Genomic DNA, 20,978 nt, shown 5'->3' with positions numbered 1-20,978 from the left:
AGGAAGGGCTTTCCCGAAACCGCTACGAGCACATGAATGTGCTCGTAGCGGTTTCGGGGAGCAGGTTCCCATCCTGTGCCCGCCCCGAAGTTAACAGGCTAGTGACAACCCCCGAAGGCAATCACAAGCACAATCAGTCGTACCCAGAGGCAGACCGCAGGATAGACCGAACAGGCTCCCAAAGAGCCGGTGCCGAAATCAGGATATCGCGGCCCCAGAGGTCGGCAGGATAACCGTCGGGCACTTCACTGAAATGGCCAGCGGTGGCGCCTGCTTCCAGGGCGATCAGGCGGGCGGCGGCGAAGTCCCAGGGGCTGACGTTTTCATAGTAGATATCCAGTCGGCCACAGGCCACCCAGCAGATATCCAGGGCCGCCGAGCCAATACGGCGCAGGTCGCGGCATTGGTGAATCATCGCGTCCAGGCGTTTGATCAGTGGTTCCAGGGCGTCTTTGGTGTAGGGGAAGCCGGTTGCAAACAGGGCATCACGGGGCACGGTGGCGCCGCTGTGGCGGATCGGATGGTTGTTCAGGGTAGCGCCCTCTGAGCGGGTCGCCCGGAAGGTTTCGCCGGGGAAGGGCGCATGCACCACGCCGGCCTGAACCCGACCTTTTTCGGCATAGGCAATGGAGACGGCTACCTGGGGATGGCCATAGGCATAGTTCACGGTGCCATCGATGGGGTCGACGATCCAGAGGGGTGTATCCAGCTCTTCGGCCTGGCTAAGGTCGGGCATGGTCTCTTCCGAGAGAATCCGGTGGCCGGGGAAGCGTTTGCGGATGGCGCCTGTGATGAATTCGTCCGCCATCACGTCGGCGTGGGTTACCAGCTCGGTCTGATGTTTGTAATCGGTGCGCAGGGCGTTGTTGTCCCGCTCGCGGCGAATCAGTTCGCCGGCCTCGCGGGCCAGGTTTTCGGCAAAGTCGGTAATCTCGAGCAGAGAAACTGAATCAGACATGGCGCCCCCGTTGATATCCCGTTAGAGAATGAGGGCGCCAGTCTAACACGGCGGGATCAGAGGCTGTTCAGCCACTGCTCCATCTTGTCCATGGCGGTGACCAGCCGCGGGCAAGCCTGTTTCACGAAGTCGTCGCCCAATTCCTGTTCGGCATAGTCGCCGCCGGCGAGCTCTAACGATTCGGCGCCGTCGAAGTCGACGAAGGCCAGGCGCGCCGCCAGATGATCCGGCACGAAGCCAAAATCGCTGGCCGGCAGGATGGCCACGCCGGTGTTTTCCAGCAGGGCCTGGCAGAGGGCCTGGCTGGTCTTGATGTCTTTACTGGCCAGTTGTTCGCGGAAGCCGGAGAAGTCCGGGAACAGGTAGAACGCGCCTTCCGGTTTCTGGACTACCGCGCCCATGTCGCTCAGTCGACGGTGCATGTACTCGCCAACAACCTTCAGCACCCGACGGGACTGTTTAAGGTATTCGTCGATGTCGTCACCGCCATTGAACGCTGCAATGGCCGCGTGTTGGATCGGCGCGCTCGTCGCGGTGTAGGTTTCACTGGCGATGATGGCCATGGCGTCCTGCAGGGGCCTCAGTTCCCGGGGGAAAATGAATGTGCCAAGGCGCCAGCCGCCGGCACCGGCCCATTTACTGAGGCCGGTACTGATGATGGTGCCTTCCGGGTAATACCGGGCAATGGATTTGTGCCTGCCCTCGAAATGCACCTCACCATAGATCTCATCGGAGAGCAGGATCAGCCGGTATTTTCGGGCCACATTGGCAATGGCCAGTAGCTGGTCGTCGGTGTAGGTGCAGCCGGTGGGGTTGGACGGGTAGTTCAGGATCAAAATCCGGGGCCGCGAGGGATCATCCCGACAGATGATATCCAGCTCTTCGGCGGTAAGCTGCCAGTTGTTCTCGGCATGGGTTGGCAGCCAGTGAACCGAGCGGCCGATGATCCGGGCTTGCGGGGCATAGGAGACCCAGCTCGGACGCGGGATCAGCAGATCACCATAGTAGGCCAGCTGCAGCATGAACAGCAGTTCCTTGGAGCCCGGGCCAATCAGCACGTCTTCCCAGGTGCAGTGCATGCGCTCACTACGGCGAATGTAGCCGGCGATTGCCTCGCGTAAGCCTTTGAGCCCTTTTACCGGCAAATAGTCCTTTTCGTGGGCGTGCTCCTTGAGCGCCTCCACCACGCGATCGGGAACCGGGAAAGGGGACTGCCCCAGCCCGAGTTTGATAATGTCCTTGCCCTCGGATTTGAGGTGATTGCTCAGCTCATTGATTCGAAGGGTGGCCGAGGGCTGAATACCCCGGACGTTCAGGTTGATCGCGTAACGGTGGTCGTTTTGGATGTCCATTGTCCCTGTCTGTTGGTTGGAAATGACCCCGTCAGTATAGGAAACCCCAACATATCTGTGATGTCGTGGCGGATAGGTGATTGCCGCAGTTTTTCCTCAGACTTTGGTCTCGGCTATCGGGATTTGATCCAGACTTCCACCCGACCATTGCGCGGGCTGCCGCTGCCGCCCACCGGCATGTACTGGCCATAACCCGTGTAGGCAACATCCGGCACGTTCACTTCCTGCAGGGCCTTGCGGACCGACAGGGCCCGGAGCTCGGAAATCATCTGGGCACGTAATTCATGGCTCTGGGTGTCGGCGAACCCGATGAGTAACAGGTCGTCAGCGGATCGGCCGTTCTGGTTCAGATACTGCTGAACTCGCTGCAGGTCCCGGCGGGCCTTGTTGTCGAGCTTGGTCCGGCCTTCGGAGAAACGGAAATTGACCGTCAGGCGATGGTAGTTGCCGGTCAGGCGGCGAAAACTCTCGGGCGTCGATTCGTCGAATTCCGGCTTGACCGCGATGGGGTTCTGGGAGATGAATCCGGATTCTGCAACCAGTGCCTGGCCTTGCTGGCCGAGGGCAAAGCCAATCAGACCTGCGGAAAGTGGCGGGACGTCACTCCCGGGCGTGTACATGAACAGGCGTCGTGATAGCGGATAATCCTCGCTGGCAACGGTGAGCTGGTTGGGGTGAAGCGCCGGGGCATTGCCTTCCGAGATCGCCAGGAGTTTGCTGTTACGCACTGAGGCGAGGCCCGAGAAACCAATACCCGAGGGATCCTTGCTTACGTCATCCGACAGCTGGTCGTTGGATTCGTAGCGCCTGGCGTTGCTGTCCAGTTCGAACTGTTTTCCAAGAACCAGGGATTTGAAGGTGTCCCAGGTTCCGGAACGGTCATCCCGGGCGTAGAGATGAATCGGGCGGTCCGGGCCGCCCAGCTCAGACCAGTTCCGGATCTGCCCGGAGAATACGCGGCCCAGGGTTTCGATGCTCATTTTGCTTACGGGGTTGGACGGGTGCACCAGAATGGCCAGGCCATCAATGGCAATAACGTGCTCGCTCTCGGGCGCAGTGAGGTCCGCCCGGGCGCGAAATTGCTCTGCTTCCTGCGGTTTTACCGGGCGGGAAGAGGCCCAGATGTCGGCCTTGCCTGCGGCCATCGCCTTGAAGCCGGTGCTTGATCCGTGCGCTGCAACCAGCACCTCGGCCGCCCGATTGTTCACAGGCGCTCGCAGGATTTTTTCGTTTTCCACGCCGGTACCCCTGGCTGCAACCTGTCCGCCGCCATGCTCTTCCAGATAGCCGGTAACCAGCATTGGCGCCAGGGTAGCGCCGACGGTATTGGAACCGTGAATTTCCAGGTCATAGGCCTGGGCCTGAAAGGCCATAAGAGCGGGCAGTAGCAGTCCCGGGAGTGTTGCAGTCATCCGTGTGAATCGCGGCATCTTTCGAAAAACCCTTACCAGACAGTTGGTTGAGAAGCTGGAAGGATGCTTCAGAAATATGACATTTGTGTTTCACTGCCTACACATTGGGACGCAAGGCCGCAGGTCCCTGTAAAAAAATGTTAAGCAGTGCGCGGAGCGCAGCGTTCGGCTGGCCTATAGTGACGCATCCGCCGTAACAAAAATAAACACAGCGGGCAGAGGCACATCCATGGATGCCATAACATCGAAAGCCGGGCAGGCCCCTGCTGCGGGCGCACGACCAGTTCCCATGAAGAAGGTGTTGCTGGTCGATGACCATGCCCTTTTTTCCCAGGGGTTGGCGGGCCTGATCCGTCAGGAAGGCTTGGCCGAATCCGTTGTGATCGCCAGCACCGTTGAGGGCGCCTCGGATTTGTTGGTCCGTCAGGACGATTTTCAGCTGATCCTGCTCGATATCGCTTTGCAGGGCGAAACAGGATTGGCGTTGTTACCCAGGCTGGCAAGCCACAGGGAGCCACCTCCGGTGGTGATCATTTCCAGCAGTGAAGACGAAGCTACGGTAAGAGCTGCGCAGGCAGCCGGTGCCAGTGGCTTTCTGGCGAAATCTGCCGGGCGGTCGGCGCTGGTGAGCATGGTCCGCTCTGTAAGCCGCGGTGAGAGGTATTTCCCTGGCGGTAACGATCCTGTGGCACCGGGGCTGTCGTTGACCCCGAGGCAAATGGACGTGCTCCTGTTGTTGGCCCAGGGCTTTCCCAATAAACGGATTTGCCAGAGCCTGAATTTGACGGAGCACACGGTGAAAACCCATCTCAAGGCGATTTTTACCCAGCTTGGTGTTCACAACCGGACAGAATGCGTGAATCTGGCGCGGGCTCGTGGGTGGTTGTGACGGCCGCGGGAAGCCGGACCCAGAACACAGACCCCCCGCCAGACCTCGACTCGGCGCCGCACTCTCCCCGCATCAGCGCAACAAATTCCTGAACAATGGTCAGGCCAAGTCCCAGACCCGGATACTCACTGGGGCCTGCGCCCCTCACGTAGGGTGAGAACAGGTTATCCACCAGCCCGGGTGGCAGGCCGATGCCGTCATCCGCGACCTCCAGCAACACATGTGAGCCCATGGCTTTTGCTGACAGGGTAACGGCCGTGCCGCTGCTGTGTTGCACCGCATTGAATATCAGGTTCTGGAGGATCCGCGACAACAGTGATGGATCCGCCATAACCTGAAGATCACTACCCGGGTGGTCAATCCGAACCTCTATCTTGTTATTGCCAAGCGAGTCCGCCAGCAAATCGTTGAGATCCCGGAATACCGGTGCCAGTGTGGTTGGTCGGACAACGGCTTGCACCATGCCCTCGTTGAGCCGTGCGCTGTCGAATACGGTGCCCAGCAGGCGCCGGAGATGACGAATCATGTCCCGCAACTGTTGGGTGGCCGGGTGCGCTGCGGGGCCGTCTTTGCTTGGCGACAGGCTTTCCAGCGTTATGTCGATCACGTTCAGAGGCTGGCGCAGGTCGTGGCTGGCTGCGGTGATCAGTTCCGTTTTTCGCCGGCTCTCGTCGCGGGCCGCCTGATGCATGTGATCCAGCAGCTTGCGGTCCAGAAAGTGCGCTCGGTGGCGGTATTCACTGGTCCACGCGCCAACCATGCCGATAAGGTTGGCCGTGGTCAGGAAAAACAGGTTGGTCGCTATGTCGGAGCCGGACATACCGCTCCAGAGTTCGGTCAGAAGGTAGCCGACGATCAGAACAAGCGAGACCATGGACGCGCTTAAGAACGGCAGCCCCATGGCAAAGTATCCGAACATGAGCATCAGGATCATGCCCTCGTAGGGCAGCGGAAAGGCAACCTGTCGCGCGGCGGCAATGATTGCGACCACGCTCAGGCCACCTACGAGGTAGGCCAGGGTATAGATGCGCTCGAAGAGCCTGTCCGAGGGAGACGCGCGGTAGGCGAGCCAGACAACTGATGCAATCACCGGGCAGGTGACGGCGAGCCGGATGGAGACCGTGACCTGAGCCAGTTCTGGCGGCAGGGTCAGTGCATCCATAACCGCGTAGATCAAAAAAAGGAACAGGCCGGCCACTGAAACGGGCCGGGCTCGCTGTCGGATCAGTCCGGACCGGGTTCGCCGGTAAGCTTCCTCCAGATCGGGCGCAAAGCGCAGGTTCCGAAATCCGGCGGCCTGTTGTTGTCTGATCTGCTCGGTTGTCATGGCCATTTCCAGTGTCGGGCAGGTTTCTGGATTGTATCCGCCCCGGCCGACTGGCTTCGCGAACCCGAGCACATTCCGGTCAGCCGTTACCGAGCATCTTCAGCCGTGCCCAGGTTCTGTCCTGCTCATCCGGGAAATGCTGTTCCAGCAGAGCTTCTTGCTGTTCCTGGATGTCGGCCTCGGTCAGACCCGAGGATTCCTCCCGTTCCATCGCCTCCCGGAACGCATCGGAGCGCTGGTCGAAGCGCTTACGCTGCTTGAGATACTTTACGACGCTCTCGACACCGTCCGGACCCACGCCAAGCTCTTCCAGTTGCCTGCCGGCGGCTTCCGGAGACGAGGCAGATTCAATGGCTGCTGTCCGGGCCTGTTGTTGTCGGCTGCTCGCGTGAAGGTGTTTTTCGGTTGTCCTCAATTCCTCGGGCAACTGATTGCGGTGCCACTGTACGAGTGCCTGTTTGCCCTGTTCGCTCAGGTCTGTGCGCTGCTGAATGGCCAGTGTCGCCAGTGTGTATTCGCTGTAAGCCTCCTCAAGCCCGAAGAAAGCCCGGTGGGCATCAGGGCTGAAGGTGCTGGCGCGCAGTTCTTTCAGCTGTGCCAGGGCATCGCCCAGCGCCGTCAGCTGATAGCCCGGATCCTCCGTTCGGGCTGGGTCGAGTCGGGTTTGCAGGACTTGCAGTGACGCCTGCTTATAGGCGAGATACTCATCGAGGAGCGCCAGCGCCTGGGTGGAAGCGGGCTCAGGCAAGTGGTTCCTGGCCATGGTTTCGATCTGTTGAATGGCTGTTTCCGGAGTCACCTCGCCGACCGTGCTGAGGAAGTAATCGAAAAAGTCACGCACCCGGAGATTGATAACCAGCTCGCCGTTGTCATCGGCTGTCAGGGCGCCGTCAATTTGTGTCCCTGATAGCGACGCCGCAAACGGGGTCGGCCCGAGGGAATCAGGAGTTCGGGATTGCTCCTGTCCAGAAGAAGGCTCTTCCGGGACCGCTTTGGCGCTGTGCTCGGATGCTGGCGTTGGCGACTTCGCCGGGGCCGCGGATGATGGTGGCATTGAAGCCGAAATTTCGGCGTTTGTCTGGGCTGTTCCGGCAAGGCCATACCAGAGAGCACCGGCGACCAGGACGGCCGCCAGTGCACCCGGGAACAGCCACCGACGCGCTTCGATGGATGTCCGCTTCATGGTCACCTCACAGACCGCGGTTTTTAAGCCGGTTGGCCTGGGTGCGGTAAAGGGTGACAGGGTTGGTCCACAGAGAACGGGCTCCGAGAAGGTGGTTGATGGCGTCCACGTGGTTCATGTCGTAGTGGGTGCCGATCACCCGGCCCATCATGGTTGAGCAGACGCCTACCAGCCCGTCATTGGGCTCGCTGCCAAAGGCCAGTGAAGTGATACCCAGGAACGGGTCGGTAATGTCGAACGCATTGGTCCACACGCCCCGGCCGGTCCAGGAAAAGAACTTGATGCGATTGCCGTCTATCCAGACATCCTCGCTGGTTCCGGCGCAGCTATTCCGGTTCACGCCTTTCCAGCCAAGGGCATCGTTCAGGCTGGTTGTACCAGGTGTGGTGAGGGTCTCCAGCGCCGCCAGCCCGTTCTGAGGGTTGTCTGCTCCGGACAAGGCATTGATCAGATCGCCCAGGGCGTTGGCGATGGCGTTGGCGCCGCCTTCGACATAGCTACCCGGCGGAAGGATTCCCCGGACCACATCGGCCACTTTGGAGCCCTTGTTAACGCCGTCGATGGAGGTGATTGAGGCAATACGGTGAGGAATCAGGGCTGCAGTCACCCGGGAGGTAGGCGCGCCCTGGCTGTGGGCCATCAGGTTGACTTTGGAATGGCCGAGGCTGTTGACGTAGTTCGCCAGTTGCTGGCCCCGCTGCTCACTGCTGTTGACGAAGGACACGCTGGCGGAATAGACCTGTGCGCCACTGCGCTCAAGATTCCAGGGAATGGTATGGAAGTAGTTCACCAGGCCGCCGATGGTGTTGAACCCGGTGACGCCGTGAACCAGGACAATCGGGTGGCGGGTCTGGGTGTAGCCGGCGTGGCTTGAAAATGAGGCGGACAGCAAGGCCAGCCCCAGCACAACTGCTGTGGTAAATCGAATACGCATGTGTGACTCCTGTTGTTTTTGTTGACGGCTGCATCAGGCAGCCGACGGTCGTCGATGCGTTGTCGATTATTGGTATGTCAGGAGCGATCAGGAATCGCCCAAATGGGTGAGGACAGGAAGGCTGCGTATTCAGGAAAACCGGTGGGGTTCCAGCTCCATATGCTGGATGCGCTGGCCCAGCATGATGATACGGCCGGTGTAGCGCTCCTCACCGGTGGATGTGAAATCGAACAGGAAGCGGCGCCAGACTCGGATCCGCCCCTGATCGTCGCGTTTGAACCATAGACCACGGAGGAATACCGCATCATCCAGCAGCATCACGTCCATGCTTTTGCAATAGCGACGCGCTGCCTGGAGCACGAAATCCTTGATGGCTTTGGCGCGCCACCAGTACCAGACAGCGAATCCGGCCACGAATAGCCAGAACAGGGTTCCAAGAGTCACGGTCTCAGCGATCTTCCACGGTTGCTCAAAGGGATGATCGCCAGCCTACCCTATTGCGTCGGCTCGGGGAATCGCTGACGCTTCCCGGATTCCGGCGCCGGCAACAGTCGGTCACACAGCATCTGCAGGAAATGGCTGGTCAGCAACTGGGCCTGATCCACGTTATTGCCGAGGTGTTCCGACTCTTCCCGGGCGTTTTCGCTGCTCTCGACAGAGCGGTTACCGAGTTCCAGGAGTCGTGCTGCCTGACGTTCCACCTGAACGCTCAAGGCCGCCTGTTGTTCGGTAGCGCCGGCTACCTCATGGGTGCAGGAAGTAATGAGATCCACATCTCTGAGGGTCGCTTCCAGCGTCTCGCTGGCCTCATTGGCGATGCCTGCCGTTTGCTGACAGCAGTGGGTGCCGTTGTTGATCACCTCGACCACCTCACGGGTTTCGCTTTGCAGGGCAGCAATCATCTCATCGATCTTGCGGGTGGATTCGTGGGTTCGCTGGGCCAGTCCCCGAACCTCATCGGCAACCACGGCGAAGCCGCGACCTGATTCGCCGGCTCGCGCCGCTTCGATGGCGGCATTGAGAGCCAGCAAATTGGTCTGCTCGGCGATGTCGGAGATCACATCCAGAACCATGCCAATGGCATCGCTTTTTTCGGACAGCGCCTGCATGCGGTCATTGGCCACAGAGAGCTGCCCGCCAAGCTCGGACAGCGACTGATTCATGGATGTCATCTGCCCGCGACACTGGTTGGCTGACTGGCGCGCGTCGTCCGTTGCGTCGTGGGTCCGTGCGGTCAGTTCGCTGACCCGCCGCACGCTTTCCGCCAGCTCCTCAAAAGCACGGGTTATGTCCTGGATATCGCCCTGCTGGCTGCGGATGCTGGCCACAGAGTTTGCGACCCACTCGACGGTCCGCTGTTTCCGGCCGTGGAGCTTGCCCACATTGGCGTGCATGCGGGCGGAAACGGCCCGAAGAACGGCATCCCGTTTCTGGCGATCAAATTCGATCCAGGCACCTTCATCCCTGCGCCCGGTATAGATCCAGGGCATGGCCGGGTGGGTCTCGGTACAGGCCGATCTGGCGCTGCGCATCACAGGAAGGGTAAGCCAGACCAGTACCGCGAATACTGCCAGCAGCAGCCCTTGCAATGTCACTAGATGGGACAGGGCGAGCTCTGAAAGGCCGAACCAGAGCAGGGCAACCGCCAGCAGTCCATACAGGCAGCCCAGTTTCAATGCCAGGGGCGGACTGACTGCAAGGTATCTGCGGGGGACTTTGCCTTGTTTCCAGACCGAATAGAGTTTCTCCGCCCTGGCAACCTGATCTGGTCGGGGGCGTGTGCGAACAGACTGGAACTCAACAATCTCGCCGTCTTTGCGAATTGGCGTAACAAAAGCGTCCACCCAGTAATGATCGCCGTTCTTGCAGCGGTTCTTCACCATACCCCGCCAGGATTCGCCGGATTTAATGGTTTGCCAGAGATTTTCGAATGCCCCCGGCGGCATGTCCGGATGCCGTATCAGGTTGTGGGGCTGGCCGACCAGTTCGTCAATTGTATAGCCAGCGACTTCGGCAAACTCTTCGTTTGCGGCGGTGATCTTGCCGCGAAGGTCGGTGGTGGTGATCAGGTGGTAGTGGTCCGGGTAAACCTTTTCTTTCTGAGTGACCGGTTCGTTGACTCGCATGGCGTTTCCTTGCACGGGTCAGTGTTTTTCTCGTTGTTGGCCTACTATCAACCCGTTCTTTTGTCCTGAATATCCGGTTATTGCAATAAATGAAAATATGTTCATCTATTTGCTGTTTCCCCTGGTGGTTTCTCGTCTTTTGCAATATGTGGCTAGGTTGGCGACAGATACTGCTTATGCTGGTGGGTGGAACTGATCGGACATGATTCAGGGGCTGCTAAAAAGGAGTGAGCAGTGCATGCAGGCATTACAACAACAAGATTTCAGGGCTCTCGTCGACAACCACCCAAAAGCCATCATGCTGGCAACCAGGGAGCCAAGAATTCTTTACGTGAACGAGAAATTCCGTTCAGTCACCGGCTACCGGTCGGACGAGGTGCTTGGCCAACCCCCTTCTGTGCTCAGCTCGGGATTTCACTCCCGCGAGTTCTATCAATCCATGTGGAGGGCCATTGGTCATAAGGGGCGCTGGGAGGGACTGGTCTGGAATCGGCGCAAGAACGGCGAGACCTATCCACAGTGGTTGATGATCTATCCGGTTGAGCACGAAAACCATCGGTTTTACGCCGGCGTTTTCATGGATGTCGGTGATATGACGGCTGACGATGAGCGCCTCGCCTCGCTGGCCTATTACGACCCGTTGACCGAGCTGCCCAATCGCGCGCTGTTTCAGGAGTTCCTCAAGGCACGTGTTTCACAGAGGGCAAAGGACGGTCAGGCGTTTGCGGTGCTCTATATCGACCTGGATTTCTTCAAGTCCGTAAACGATTTGCATGGACATGATTGTGGTGACCGGGTTTTGCAGCAGGCAGCTCTATGTATCCAGAGTGTGCTTCGCCGCGGGGATGTCGTGGCCCGCCTGTCGGGTGACGAATTCGCCGCTATCATCGAGCTGCGGAATGATGATGACCTTGAGAGCGTGTGTCAGCGGATGGTTCAGAGCTTCAGGGCGCCAGTGATTGTCGATCATCGCGAGTATTTTTTGTCGTCATCTGTTGGCGCCGCCGTCTATCCGGACCATGGCAGTCAGGCATCCGAGCTTCTGCAGAACGCGGATCGGGCCATGTACGCAGCAAAGCTTGCGGGGCGGGCCTGTTTCCGGATTTACGATGCGGTCGACACCGAACAGGGTCGGCAGGCCGAGCTGCTATCCGAGGCGTTAATTGTTTCACTGAAAACGGCACCGGAGGAGTTCACGGTTGTTTACCAGCCACAGTACCACCTCGATACCGGCAAGATGGCCGGGCTGGAGGCACTTCTACGCTGGACCCACCCCGAATTCGGTGCCGTGTCACCCGCTGATTTTGTGCCGATCGCCGAACAACGAGGCCATATCCACGAGCTAACGGAGCATTTGGTCCGTTGCATCGAATCGGATCTCTCCGAATTCCCCGCCTCATTTCTCCGTGGTCTGCGGCTTGCTCTCAATATTTCGGCCCGGCAGATCACGGACTCCCGTCTTGAAGCCCTCTTGAATCCACTGTTCGAGAGAATTCGAGCAGTGGGTTGGCGCCCTGAAATCGAGATTACCGAAACCCATTTGATGAATCTTTCACGTCAATGTCTCGACAGGCTGGCGGAATTCTGTGAGCAGGGGGTTGTCGTCGCCATTGATGATTTTGGCACAGGTTACTCTTCGCTTGCCTACCTTCACACGTTGCCAGTTCAGGTGCTGAAAATTGATCGTCAGTTTACTCAAAGACTGGGTGGGGAATCGCGAGATTCACGCATCGTCTCCGCGATTTTGGCAATTGCCGATGCCCTTGAACTGGAGGTGGTTGCTGAGGGAATCGAGAACGCCGAGCAGCACGCAAAACTGAGAGAATTGAAATGCCAGAGAGGACAGGGATATTTGATGGCGCGGCCGGCTCCCTGGAGAGTATGGAGCGCCAATCTGATTGACCACAGTCAAGAGAAGAGCAAATAACCCTAAAATTCACAGGGTTTTGCAAGATATGGCTAGTGGGAAAGTGTTGCCTCCTATAGAAGTAGCCCAATATTTTGTTTCAGGGCTCAAATGAGAAAGACATCTCCAAAACCGGATCTGGACGCGTATTTGAGGCTGAATAACGCCTCATTTGAGGAGTGGATCACCGCTCTCCGTGTGCTGTCTGGCTGCGACGATATAAAATGCCGCCCGCATTCGGGCGACGGCAGTATTGGTTCTCTCTCTGCTCTTGATAGTGCGCGCGGTCGGGTTATTTCGCTCAAAGCCAGCAAAGGGATAGACGTGTCGGGTTTTCGTTCAACCGAATCTGTCCTGTTATTACCCCGAGAAGGGGTGCCGGAAATCGCCATTCGGGGAGGCCTCTGGACCGACTGCTTGTACTTGTTCCACAAGACAGGTTCGAACTTCGTCTGGCACCTGGAACAAAGGTTATGATCCTGAGGCCAGATGTTGGTGCTCTGGGTGACTGGATCGCGCAATCATCTGATCAATGTCTTACCGTTCTTGAAGCAATAATTGACTGTTACCTGGAACGTTTGCCATTTGTTCGGGGGGATGAACAGGCCAGGCAGTTGACGAACCGCTTTTTCGATACGTTGGCGACGCCCTGGACACCCCGGAAGGCAGCTGTGTGTTCGGAACGCAACCTTGACCGCCGTTTGCAGCGAGTGGTCGAAAAAATCATGCAGGATCCTGCCTGGGAGTTCGACCTCAAGGAACTGGCAAGTTACGCCGGGGTCAGCGAGCGGAATCTCTACTACCTGATGAAGCGGGAAACGGGTATTACGCCTTATCGGTTCTATCAGAGGGCTCGATTGACCCGGGTTCGGGAACGGTTGGTTGACTGTCAGTGTGAGGTGCCACACATCTCCTGGTACGCCGCGGATGAGGGGTTTTCCCACCTTGGCCGATTTGCCGCCATGTACCGTGAGCATTTTGGGGAGCTGCCCAGCGAAACCGTCCAATGGCGCCGTAACCTGCTGCGACGCAGCGTTGCGTCCGCGGAGGAACTTGTAGAGACGTGATTGTCTCACGCAAAAAAAGGCCCGGCGCACGTTGCCGTGGCCGGGCCTGATACCTTGCTTCTTATCAGTGGGCCGGAGCTGACTTTTCCTCAGGTCCGGAGCCGTTACCGTATTCCTCGGAGGCTGAGCCGTGATGATCACGGCCCAGCAGGATATAGAACGCCGGTAAGACAAAGATAGTGAACAGGGTGCCGATACCAAGACCTGCGCTGATGGTCAGGCCGATGGCAAAGCGGCTTTCTGCACCCGGGCCGATGGCAATCAGCAGAGGCACCATGGCAAAGATCAGCGCCAGTGATGTCATGATGATTGGCCGCAGACGAATGGCGGCAGCCTCGATGACCGCGTCCACTTTGTTAAGCCCACGCTCCTTCTGCAACTGGTTGGCGAACTCGACAATCAGGATACCGTTCTTGGACACCACCCCGATCAGCGTGATCAGACCCACCTGGGTATAGATGTTCATGGTGGCAAATCCGAGCACGATGAACGCCATTGCCCCGGCTACCGACATGGGTACCGAAACCAGGATGATGAACGGGTCCCGCCAGCTTTCGAACTGGGCTGCCAGAACCAGGTAGATGACCAGCAGCGACAGGAAGAAGGTCACCATCAATGCGCTGCCCTGGGTGGCCAACTGTCTTGTCTGGCCGGTGTAGTCGTAGGTGTAACCCTGCGGGAACACTTCGGCGGCGGTCTGCTCCATGAAATCCATGGCAGTGCCAGCGGCCACCCCGGGCATAACCACACCCTGAAGGGTCAGCGAGTTCTGCTGGTTGAACTGGGTCCGGTTGGATGGCTCAACGTCCTGGGTGAAGCTGACGACGCTGCCCAGCGGCACCAGTTCGCCGTTGTCTGCCCGAATGTAGTACTCATTGAGGGCCTGGGCGTCCAGCCGGAACTGCTGATCTACCTGCGGAATGACCTGGTAGGAACGGCCCTCCATGCTGAACCGGTTGATGTAGCCGCCTCCGAGCATGCTCGACAGGCTCTGGCCGACGTCCTGCATGGACAGGCCAAGGTCCGCCACCCGGTCCCGATCAACGTTGATACGCGTGATCGGACGATCAAAGTTGATGGACTTCTGCAGGAACATGAAGTTACCGCTGCCCATGGCTTTGCCGAGCAGTTCGTCAGCCACCTGGTCCAGCTGTTCATAGTTGTTGCCGGTGGTGATTACGAACTGGAACGGCAAACCGCCGCCGGAGCCCGGCAGTGAGGGGCGCGGGAAGACTGCGGTTTGCAGCCCGGTGACGTTTTTGAGCTCGGCATCAAGTTTGGGCTGGGCCTCAAACTGGCTGATTTCCCGCTCGCTCCAGGGCGCCATCTTGAAACCACCGAATACGGCATTCGGGCCGGTGATCCCGATGATCATGAAGTCTTCGTTGTAGCCCGGAACCGTCGACATACGCTCCTGGATTTCATCGCCGTGCTCCAGCAGGTAATCCAGGGTCGACGTCTGTGGGCCAAGGCCCTGATAGAACAGAATGCCCTGGTCCTCGGTAGGAGCCAGCTCGTTCTGGCTCATGGAGACCATGAAATAGATTGAGCCCAGCACCACGACGGCGAAGAAAACCACGACCGACTTGGTTTGCATCAGCGAGCTCAGGGCCGACTTGTAGGTGGCGGCGAGGCCGTTGAACGTTTTCTCTACCAGGTTTTCGAATTTACCCGGGTTGCCGTGGGGTTTCAGAACCTTGCCCGACAGCATCGGAGAAAGCGTCAGGGCAACAATGCCGGAAATAACCACCGTACCGGCCAGCGTGAAGGCGAACTCCGTAAACAGGGAGCCAACAAGCCCGCCCATGAAGCCGATCGGGGCGTACACCGCCACCAGGGTGGTGGTCATGGCAATGATGGGAACCGCCATTTCCCGCGCACCATTGATTGCGGCGTCAAAACGGGATTCTCCCTGCTCAATGTGCCGGTGAACGTTCTCTACCATGATAATGGCGTCATCCACAACGAGACCGATGGCGAGAACCATCGACAGCAGGGTAAGCAGGTTCAGCGAGAAACCGAACATCAACATGATGAAGGCGCCGCCAATCAGTGACAGCGGCACCGCAACCGACGGAACAATCGAAGCCCGAACCGAGCCGAGGCAGAGGAACACCACCACCAGAACGATGATCATGGCTTCCAGCAGTGTCTGGATAACCTCGTTGATGGAATCTTCGATAAAGTCTGAGGCGTCGTAAGCCAGGCGAACATCCAGGCCCGAAGGTAGTTGGCTTTCGATGTCCGGCAGCTCGCCCTTCACCAGGCCGGCGACGGTCAGCGGGTTGGCTCCGGGGGCCAGTTCAATCGCCACGTAAGTGGCAGGCTGTCCCTTGTAAAGAGCCAGTTGATCGTAGGTCTCCGAGCCCAGTTCGACTCGGGCGATGTCCTGCAGTCGGATCTGGGTGCCTTCGGACTGTTTGACGACAAGGTTGCGGAACGCATCCGGATCAGCGACGTCGGTGTCGCTGGTCATGCTGATTTCGGTGTAGGTGCCCTTGGTGTTACCTACGGCAGCCTGGTAGTTGTTGGCGCGGAGCTTTGCGACTACCTCCTGCGGTGTCATGTCGACGGCCGCCAGGCGCTCCGGATCCAGCCAAACCCGAAGGGCAAATTTACGCCCCAGCAGTTCGGCCTTGCCGACACCGGAAAGCGCCTGCAGTCGGGGCTGGACAACGCGGGTCAGGTAGTCGGTGATCTCGGGCACCGCCAGCTCGTTACTGTAGAAGGCGATATACATCAGGGCGGTTGAGTCACCGGTGGTGGAGGTGATGACCGGGTCCTGGGCCTCCGCCGGCAGAACGTTGCGCTGGCTCGCCACCTTCGCCTGGATTTCAGCAAGGGCTGCGTTGGCGTCATAGTTCAGCACCATTTTGGCTTCAATGGTGGAAGTGCCCTGCGAGCTTGTGGATGTGAGATAGTCAATGCCACTCGCCTCGGCAATGGCCTGCTGCAGCGGCGTGGTAATAAAGCCTTTGATCAGGTCGGAGCTGGCACCGGGGTAGGCCGTTGTCACGGTCACCGTGGTGCTTTCAAGCTCAGGGTACTGCCGGATTTCCATTTCCATGGCCGCGCGGGCGCCCAGAAGCAGAATCAGCAGGCTGACCACCGTCGCCAGCACGGGACGGTGGATAAAAATGTCGGTGAAGCGCATTACTCAGACGCCCCCTGCTTCTGCTCTTCGTCCTGAATGGCAACTTTCTGACCTGCGCGCAGGCGCAGCAACCCCTTCTCTACAACGGTTTCACCGGCTTCCAGCCCGGACAGAACGGCTACGCGGGTGTTGCGGGTTTCGCCGGTGGTTACCGTGCGACGATTAACCACCAGATTCCCGTCGTCATTCTCTTCAACGACAAACACAAAGTCGCCGTAAGTGTTGTAGGAGATGGCGGTGCGCGGCACCGTGACTACCTCGTTGTCTTCCGGTTGCTGCGTCAATACGGTGGCAAACATGCCAGGGCGTAAGAGGTTGTCCGGGTTAGACAGCGTGGCGCGAACCCGGACAGTCCGGGTCTCCGGGTTAACCGAGGTGTTGATTGCGCTGACGGAACCCTCGAAATCCTGCTCCGGAACAGCTGCGACGGTGGCGACCACCGGATAGCCTGTTGCTACGTTCGGCAGGTTTTTCTCGGACAGGGTATAGTCGACATAAATCGGATCCAGCATGTTGATCTCGACAATTGGGGTGCCGGTGGCAATGTATTCGCCCTGGTCGACCATCCGGATACCGAGCGTGCCATCGAAGGGCGCGCGGATAATTTTCTTGCTCAACTGGGCCTCGGCTTCATTGACCCGCGCGCGGGCGGCGTCGAAATTGGCCTTGGCTTCATCGTATTGGGACTGCGACACTGCGCGCTTGGGTAACAGGTCGGATACCCGTTTGAATTCCTGCTCGGCCAGTTGCGCCTCGGCACGGCGAGTGCGAAGGGCAGCCTCATCAATGGCGGCGTCAATGCGGATCAATACATCGCCCTGTTTGACCACGTCGCCGGATTCGAAATTGATGGCCTCAATCACACCGGGTACCTCATTGGCAACCCGGATGCCGTTAATGGCTTCAACACTGCCCACGGCCTTGATGGCCGGTGTCCAGGCTTCGTTCTGAGCCTCAACGGCGGAAATCTGCGCCGGCGGTTGGGGCTGGGACATCTGCTCTTGCATCTGGCCAAACTGGTAGAATTTGTAGCCGAAGATGCCTCCGAGCACTACGCCGAGAAATATAATGACGATCAGAAAGCGGGAAGCAGTGCGCATGATTCGGGTCCTGAGGATCTGTGTCAGATTTTGGGAAGCATAGTATCCTACAAAACAGGGTCGCTAATGTCACCGGGTTGTAAGTATTTCTATCTAGACTTCGGATTGGTCAGATTTGACAGATATCATGGTCGTTTTCTTGGCGGGGGCTTTTCCGCGCAGGGCACTGGTAATGTAACAGGCGACAGTGACAGAATTACGACGGTATTCAGGGTGAGGATCAACCATGCAGTGGATTCTGGGAATCGCGTTGGCAGCCGCCGTGTTTGTGATTCTGAAACAATGGGGTGCGTTGTCCGCCGAAAAGAAGAAGGCGGCCACCTGGAAAGTTATCCTGGTCGTGGGCGGCGCACTGCTGGTGTTTATGGTGCTAACGGGCCGGATCCATGTGCTTACAGCGGCGGTGGCGGCCGTTATTCCGCTGTTGCGCAAACTCCCCGCCTTGTTGAAGTTTGCCCCTGAAATCAACCGGTTCATGGGGTCGAAACAGCGTGAAGACGGGCATGCGCAGGGGAACGATCACGCTGGTCCGGGAGCTGATCTGGTCGGCCAGATGTCAGAGCGCGAAGCCTGCGATATCCTCGGCGTGAAAGCCGGCTGTGCCGAGGAGGACATCGTGATGGCCCACCGCCGGCTTATGCAGAAACTGCACCCGGATCGCGGCGGGAACGACTACCTGGCGGCCAAGCTGAACGAAGCCAAGCAGGTCCTGCTGGGCAAGCGCCACGCCTGATATCAGGGCAGAACGTCGACCCGCACTTCAAAACTCCGGGTCTCGGACCGACTGCTGTTCACCTGATAGGTAATGCCACTGCGCTCCTGGGTTGAGTGGGTTGCGGTGCTTCCCAGTGTTACCCACTGTCCCGGCTCCACACGCCGGATGGTGACCACCGCCTCCGTTTCGTAGCCGTCCAGGTTTGCCGGTTCCTCCTCGAACGAAACAATGCTCAGTTCGACCGCCTGATCGGAAATAACCTGGGGGCTGACCAGAAAGCCACTGCGCGTTTCGACCTGCTGTAGAAAGGCAGCAGGATTTCGGCCACCACGAACAGCGACGGGGATTGTCCGGACCTGGCCCGAGGTGATGTGCGCCGACTGGCCATCCTGCATGATCACTGAGCGTTCCTGAGCGCTGCCGGTACTGGTAACGCGACGCTCTGCGGATATTCCTGCCTGACCGTTCGACGCGGAGATGCCGGCACCTGAGCGCTTGCCGCCGCTGTCGGTTCTGGAGCGAACGGTGATCCGAACCTGGACTGGCGCTACATCCAGGGTTTCGACAAGCCGACCGATTTCCTCCAGCAAGGGCGGTTCGCCGCGCACCACCAGTTGTTGCCCCCTTGCAGTCACGGTTACCGGCGAGCCCTGATAGAGCTCGCGGATCTGCACCGCCACATCGTCGCCCGGCCTGTTGTTGAGCTGGTAGGTGCGGGACTCGGCCTGGGCAAGAACCTGGTTGGAGATCAGCCCGAGCAAGAACGCCAGGGCCAGCTGCAGAGGATATCGTCGGACAAAATAGACCATTGATTGCTCCCAACCCTGATGTCGGTGGTGAAAAAAACTCCGGCATGCGGGTTGCCAAGGTGAAAACCGGGGGTATATATTGAAAAGCATGAAGACGACACACGCGACCTGTCAATTGAATGTTTTGCAAGCTTTCGGCGCCAAGCCGGCGGCTGCGGTCGCTGCTGTGTTTTTCTGGTGGTTTGGTTATGGCTTTTATTTTAGCCAGAGCCGGGGCCGCCCATAGGATCTTCATCGAACGAATAACGAGGAAGGCAGCCCGGCAGAAAACCCAGGCTGCCACCGGACTCGAAAAGCCCCGACTGGTAGCCCACCAGCCGGGGCTTTTTTGATTCTGACGCAGGGAAACGGAAGCACTGACATGAATATGTCCTTGAACACTGAACTGACACACCAGGTAGTCGGATCACCGGCCACCCACCGGGAAGAAGTGGTTCTGCCAACGCCGGCGGAGCTCAAACTTCAGATGCCGGCCAGCGACGACATTGTCCGGCAGGTCGATGAACACCGGCAGGCAATCCGGCAGATTCTGCAGGGCAGCGACACGAGAACGTTGATCGTCATGGGGCCCTGCTCCATCCACGATGAGGTGGCCGCACTCGAATACGGGGAAAAGCTGAAAGCCCTGGCGGATGAAGTCAGTGATCGCTTCCTTATCGTTATGCGGGCCTACCTGGAAAAGCCTCGGACCACGGTGGGTTGGAAAGGGCTGTTGTACGATCCGGAGCGCACCGGATCAGGCGATCTGAATGAGGGGCTGCTTCGTTCCCGTCGCTTGTTGCTGAACCTGGCGGCCATGGGGCTGCCGCTGGCCACCGAAGCCCTGAGCCCGTTCGCAATGGATTACTTGGGCGATCTGGTGAGCTGGACGGCTATTGGTGCCCGAACTACCGAGTCGCAGGTGCATCGGGAGATGGTCAGTGGGCTACCCATGCCGACCGGCTTCAAGAATGGCACCGATGGTGGTGTCGCCGTCGCCACCAATGCCATGAAATCGGCTTCCCATCCCCATCATCATCTTGGGGTTTCGGCAACAGGCGCGCCGGTCATGATTACTACTCGGGGCAATCCCGACACCCATCTGGTGTTGCGCGGTGGCCGCGGTATCACCAATTACGATGCGTCCAGCATTGAGCAGGCTGTGGGCGCCCTGGCAGAGGCAGGATTGTCCACAGCCGTCATGGTGGACTGCAGTCACGACAACGCCTGCAAGGAGTCAGAGCGACAGCTGGATATTGCCCAGGACGTGATGGCGCAGCGCCGCGCCGGCAACCACCATATCCGGGGTCTGATGCTGGAAAGCTTTCTGGAGCCGGGGCGTCAGGACGACGGCGAAGATCTGCGCTACGGCTGTTCGATCACCGATCCGTGTCTGGGATGGGCGCAGACGGAGGCTCTGATCCGCTCACTGTAGACAGCAGTAGCTGTCCGGCGAGCAACAGGAGAACGCCGCCCATCAGCCGGTCGAGCCAGTGCCCGAACCGGTTAAACCCGCGGCGGACACGGGGCAGGGTAAAGAAAATGGCAACCATGGCGAACCAGAGTGCCGTGGCCAGGGCCATGTAAATGCCATAGCCGGCCTGGAGCACAATGGGTGTGCCTGGGCTGATCACAACAGAGAAAAGGGACACAAAGAACAGCGTTGCCTTGGGGTTCAACGCGTTGGTCAGAAAGCCCAATCGCAGGGCTGCAATACCGGACTGTCCACCCGTCGGATCCTGTTCCACATGAATGCCGCCGGCCCTTGCCTGCAGGCACTGGACGGCAATCCAGGCAAGGTAAAGTGCCCCCAGCACCTTGAGAACATTGAAGAGCATGATCGATTGCTGGATCAGCAGGCCAATGCCCAGCAGTGAATAACAGACATGCACCAGAATGCCCCCGCCGATACCAATGGCGCTTAGCAGCGCGTTTCGTCGGGTCTGGCACAGAGCCTGTCTGAGCATCACGGCAAAGTCCGGCCCGGGACTGGCCACTGCCAGCAGGTGGACAAAGGCTACCGTCAGAAATTCCGGCCAGTAACTCTGCATCTTCCCAATTCCTCCG

17 protein-coding genes are annotated in these 20,978 nt (G+C 58.8%); 5 read left to right on the top strand and 12 right to left on the bottom strand.

Translation table 11 applies throughout. The annotated features are described in order from the left end of the window. Positions 1–133: 133 nt before the first annotated feature. The 3 genes from AC5JQH_RS07605 to AC5JQH_RS07595 form a co-directional block, all read right to left on the bottom strand. Complete coding sequence (locus AC5JQH_RS07605) at positions 134–958, bottom strand: inositol monophosphatase family protein (RefSeq protein ID WP_493805446.1); 825 nt, start codon at positions 956–958, stop codon at positions 134–136. Positions 959–1,014: 56 nt separating this feature from the next. Further along, positions 1,015–2,310 carry a pyridoxal phosphate-dependent aminotransferase gene (locus tag AC5JQH_RS07600; RefSeq protein WP_008173357.1) on the bottom strand — a complete coding sequence of 432 codons (1,296 nt, stop codon included), beginning with the start codon at positions 2,308–2,310 and terminating at the stop codon, positions 1,015–1,017. Between the two features lie 113 nt (positions 2,311–2,423). After that, a complete protein-coding gene (locus tag AC5JQH_RS07595) occupies positions 2,424–3,722 on the bottom strand; it encodes a substrate-binding domain-containing protein (protein ID WP_227507831.1) in 1,299 nt (432 codons plus the stop codon). Positions 3,723–3,951: 229 nt separating this feature from the next. Between AC5JQH_RS07595 and AC5JQH_RS07590 the strand changes: the two genes are divergently transcribed. Beyond that, positions 3,952–4,611 carry a response regulator transcription factor gene (locus AC5JQH_RS07590; RefSeq protein ID WP_008173353.1) on the top strand — a complete coding sequence of 220 codons (660 nt, stop codon included), beginning with the start codon at positions 3,952–3,954 and terminating at the stop codon, positions 4,609–4,611. Here the strand turns inward: AC5JQH_RS07590 and AC5JQH_RS07585 are convergent. From AC5JQH_RS07585 to AC5JQH_RS07565, 5 genes are all read right to left on the bottom strand, one after another. Continuing rightward, positions 4,544–5,938 carry a sensor histidine kinase gene (locus tag AC5JQH_RS07585; RefSeq protein WP_008173352.1) on the bottom strand — a complete coding sequence of 465 codons (1,395 nt, stop codon included), beginning with the start codon at positions 5,936–5,938 and terminating at the stop codon, positions 4,544–4,546. The two genes, AC5JQH_RS07590 and AC5JQH_RS07585, sit on opposite strands and share 68 nt — an antisense overlap. A 79-nt stretch (positions 5,939–6,017) precedes the next feature. Then, the gene (locus AC5JQH_RS07580) at positions 6,018–7,121 is read right to left on the bottom strand and encodes a lipase secretion chaperone (protein WP_493805445.1); all 1,104 of its coding nucleotides are present in this window, start codon (positions 7,119–7,121) and stop codon (positions 6,018–6,020) included. A 7-nt stretch (positions 7,122–7,128) separates the two neighbouring features. Further along, the gene (locus AC5JQH_RS07575; protein WP_008173346.1) at positions 7,129–8,055 is read right to left on the bottom strand and encodes an esterase/lipase family protein; all 927 of its coding nucleotides are present in this window, start codon (positions 8,053–8,055) and stop codon (positions 7,129–7,131) included. Positions 8,056–8,184: 129 nt separating this feature from the next. Beyond that, positions 8,185–8,499 (bottom strand): DUF3301 domain-containing protein, encoded by a 315-nt coding sequence (locus AC5JQH_RS07570; protein ID WP_008173344.1) that lies wholly within the window; start codon positions 8,497–8,499, stop codon positions 8,185–8,187. Between the two features lie 50 nt (positions 8,500–8,549). Continuing rightward, positions 8,550–10,181 (bottom strand): methyl-accepting chemotaxis protein, encoded by a 1,632-nt coding sequence (locus tag AC5JQH_RS07565; RefSeq protein ID WP_273069947.1) that lies wholly within the window; start codon positions 10,179–10,181, stop codon positions 8,550–8,552. Between the two features lie 238 nt (positions 10,182–10,419). Here AC5JQH_RS07565 and AC5JQH_RS07560 point away from each other — a divergent pair, with 238 nt between their 5' ends. Continuing rightward, positions 10,420–12,108, top strand: a complete 1,689-nt coding sequence (locus tag AC5JQH_RS07560; protein WP_273083432.1) for a putative bifunctional diguanylate cyclase/phosphodiesterase — start codon at positions 10,420–10,422, stop codon at positions 12,106–12,108. Between the two features lie 452 nt (positions 12,109–12,560). Continuing rightward, positions 12,561–13,154, top strand: a complete 594-nt coding sequence (locus tag AC5JQH_RS07555) for an AraC family transcriptional regulator (protein WP_227497821.1) — start codon at positions 12,561–12,563, stop codon at positions 13,152–13,154. A 64-nt stretch (positions 13,155–13,218) separates the two neighbouring features. Here AC5JQH_RS07555 and AC5JQH_RS07550 read toward each other — a convergent pair whose 3' ends face one another. Then, positions 13,219–16,308 (bottom strand): efflux RND transporter permease subunit, encoded by a 3,090-nt coding sequence (locus AC5JQH_RS07550; RefSeq protein ID WP_014578464.1) that lies wholly within the window; start codon positions 16,306–16,308, stop codon positions 13,219–13,221. Further along, positions 16,308–17,408 carry an efflux RND transporter periplasmic adaptor subunit gene (locus AC5JQH_RS07545; RefSeq protein WP_008173339.1) on the bottom strand — a complete coding sequence of 367 codons (1,101 nt, stop codon included), beginning with the start codon at positions 17,406–17,408 and terminating at the stop codon, positions 16,308–16,310. Before AC5JQH_RS07545 ends, AC5JQH_RS07550 begins: the two co-directional genes overlap by 1 nt. Before the next feature lie 226 nt (positions 17,409–17,634). Between AC5JQH_RS07545 and AC5JQH_RS07540 the strand changes: the two genes are divergently transcribed. Further along, positions 17,635–18,141 carry a J domain-containing protein gene (locus tag AC5JQH_RS07540; RefSeq protein ID WP_008173338.1) on the top strand — a complete coding sequence of 169 codons (507 nt, stop codon included), beginning with the start codon at positions 17,635–17,637 and terminating at the stop codon, positions 18,139–18,141. Between the two features lie 2 nt (positions 18,142–18,143). Here AC5JQH_RS07540 and AC5JQH_RS07535 read toward each other — a convergent pair whose 3' ends face one another. Then, the gene (locus AC5JQH_RS07535; protein ID WP_493805444.1) at positions 18,144–18,932 is read right to left on the bottom strand and encodes a secretin N-terminal domain-containing protein; all 789 of its coding nucleotides are present in this window, start codon (positions 18,930–18,932) and stop codon (positions 18,144–18,146) included. A gap of 361 nt (positions 18,933–19,293) precedes the next feature. Here AC5JQH_RS07535 and AC5JQH_RS07530 point away from each other — a divergent pair, with 361 nt between their 5' ends. Then, positions 19,294–20,346 (top strand): 3-deoxy-7-phosphoheptulonate synthase, encoded by a 1,053-nt coding sequence (locus AC5JQH_RS07530; RefSeq protein ID WP_493791179.1) that lies wholly within the window; start codon positions 19,294–19,296, stop codon positions 20,344–20,346. Here the strand turns inward: AC5JQH_RS07530 and AC5JQH_RS07525 are convergent. Next, positions 20,291–20,962: a LysE family translocator gene (locus AC5JQH_RS07525; RefSeq protein ID WP_405417245.1), complete on the bottom strand. Its 672-nt coding sequence runs from the start codon at positions 20,960–20,962 to the stop codon at positions 20,291–20,293. The genes AC5JQH_RS07530 and AC5JQH_RS07525 overlap by 56 nt on opposite strands. Between the last annotated feature and the right edge of the window lie 16 nt (positions 20,963–20,978).

The organism is Marinobacter sp. H13 (assembly GCF_059072335.1).
The sequence above is the reverse complement of the archived record's forward strand: the minus strand, read 5'-3'. Positions and strand labels throughout refer to the sequence as shown.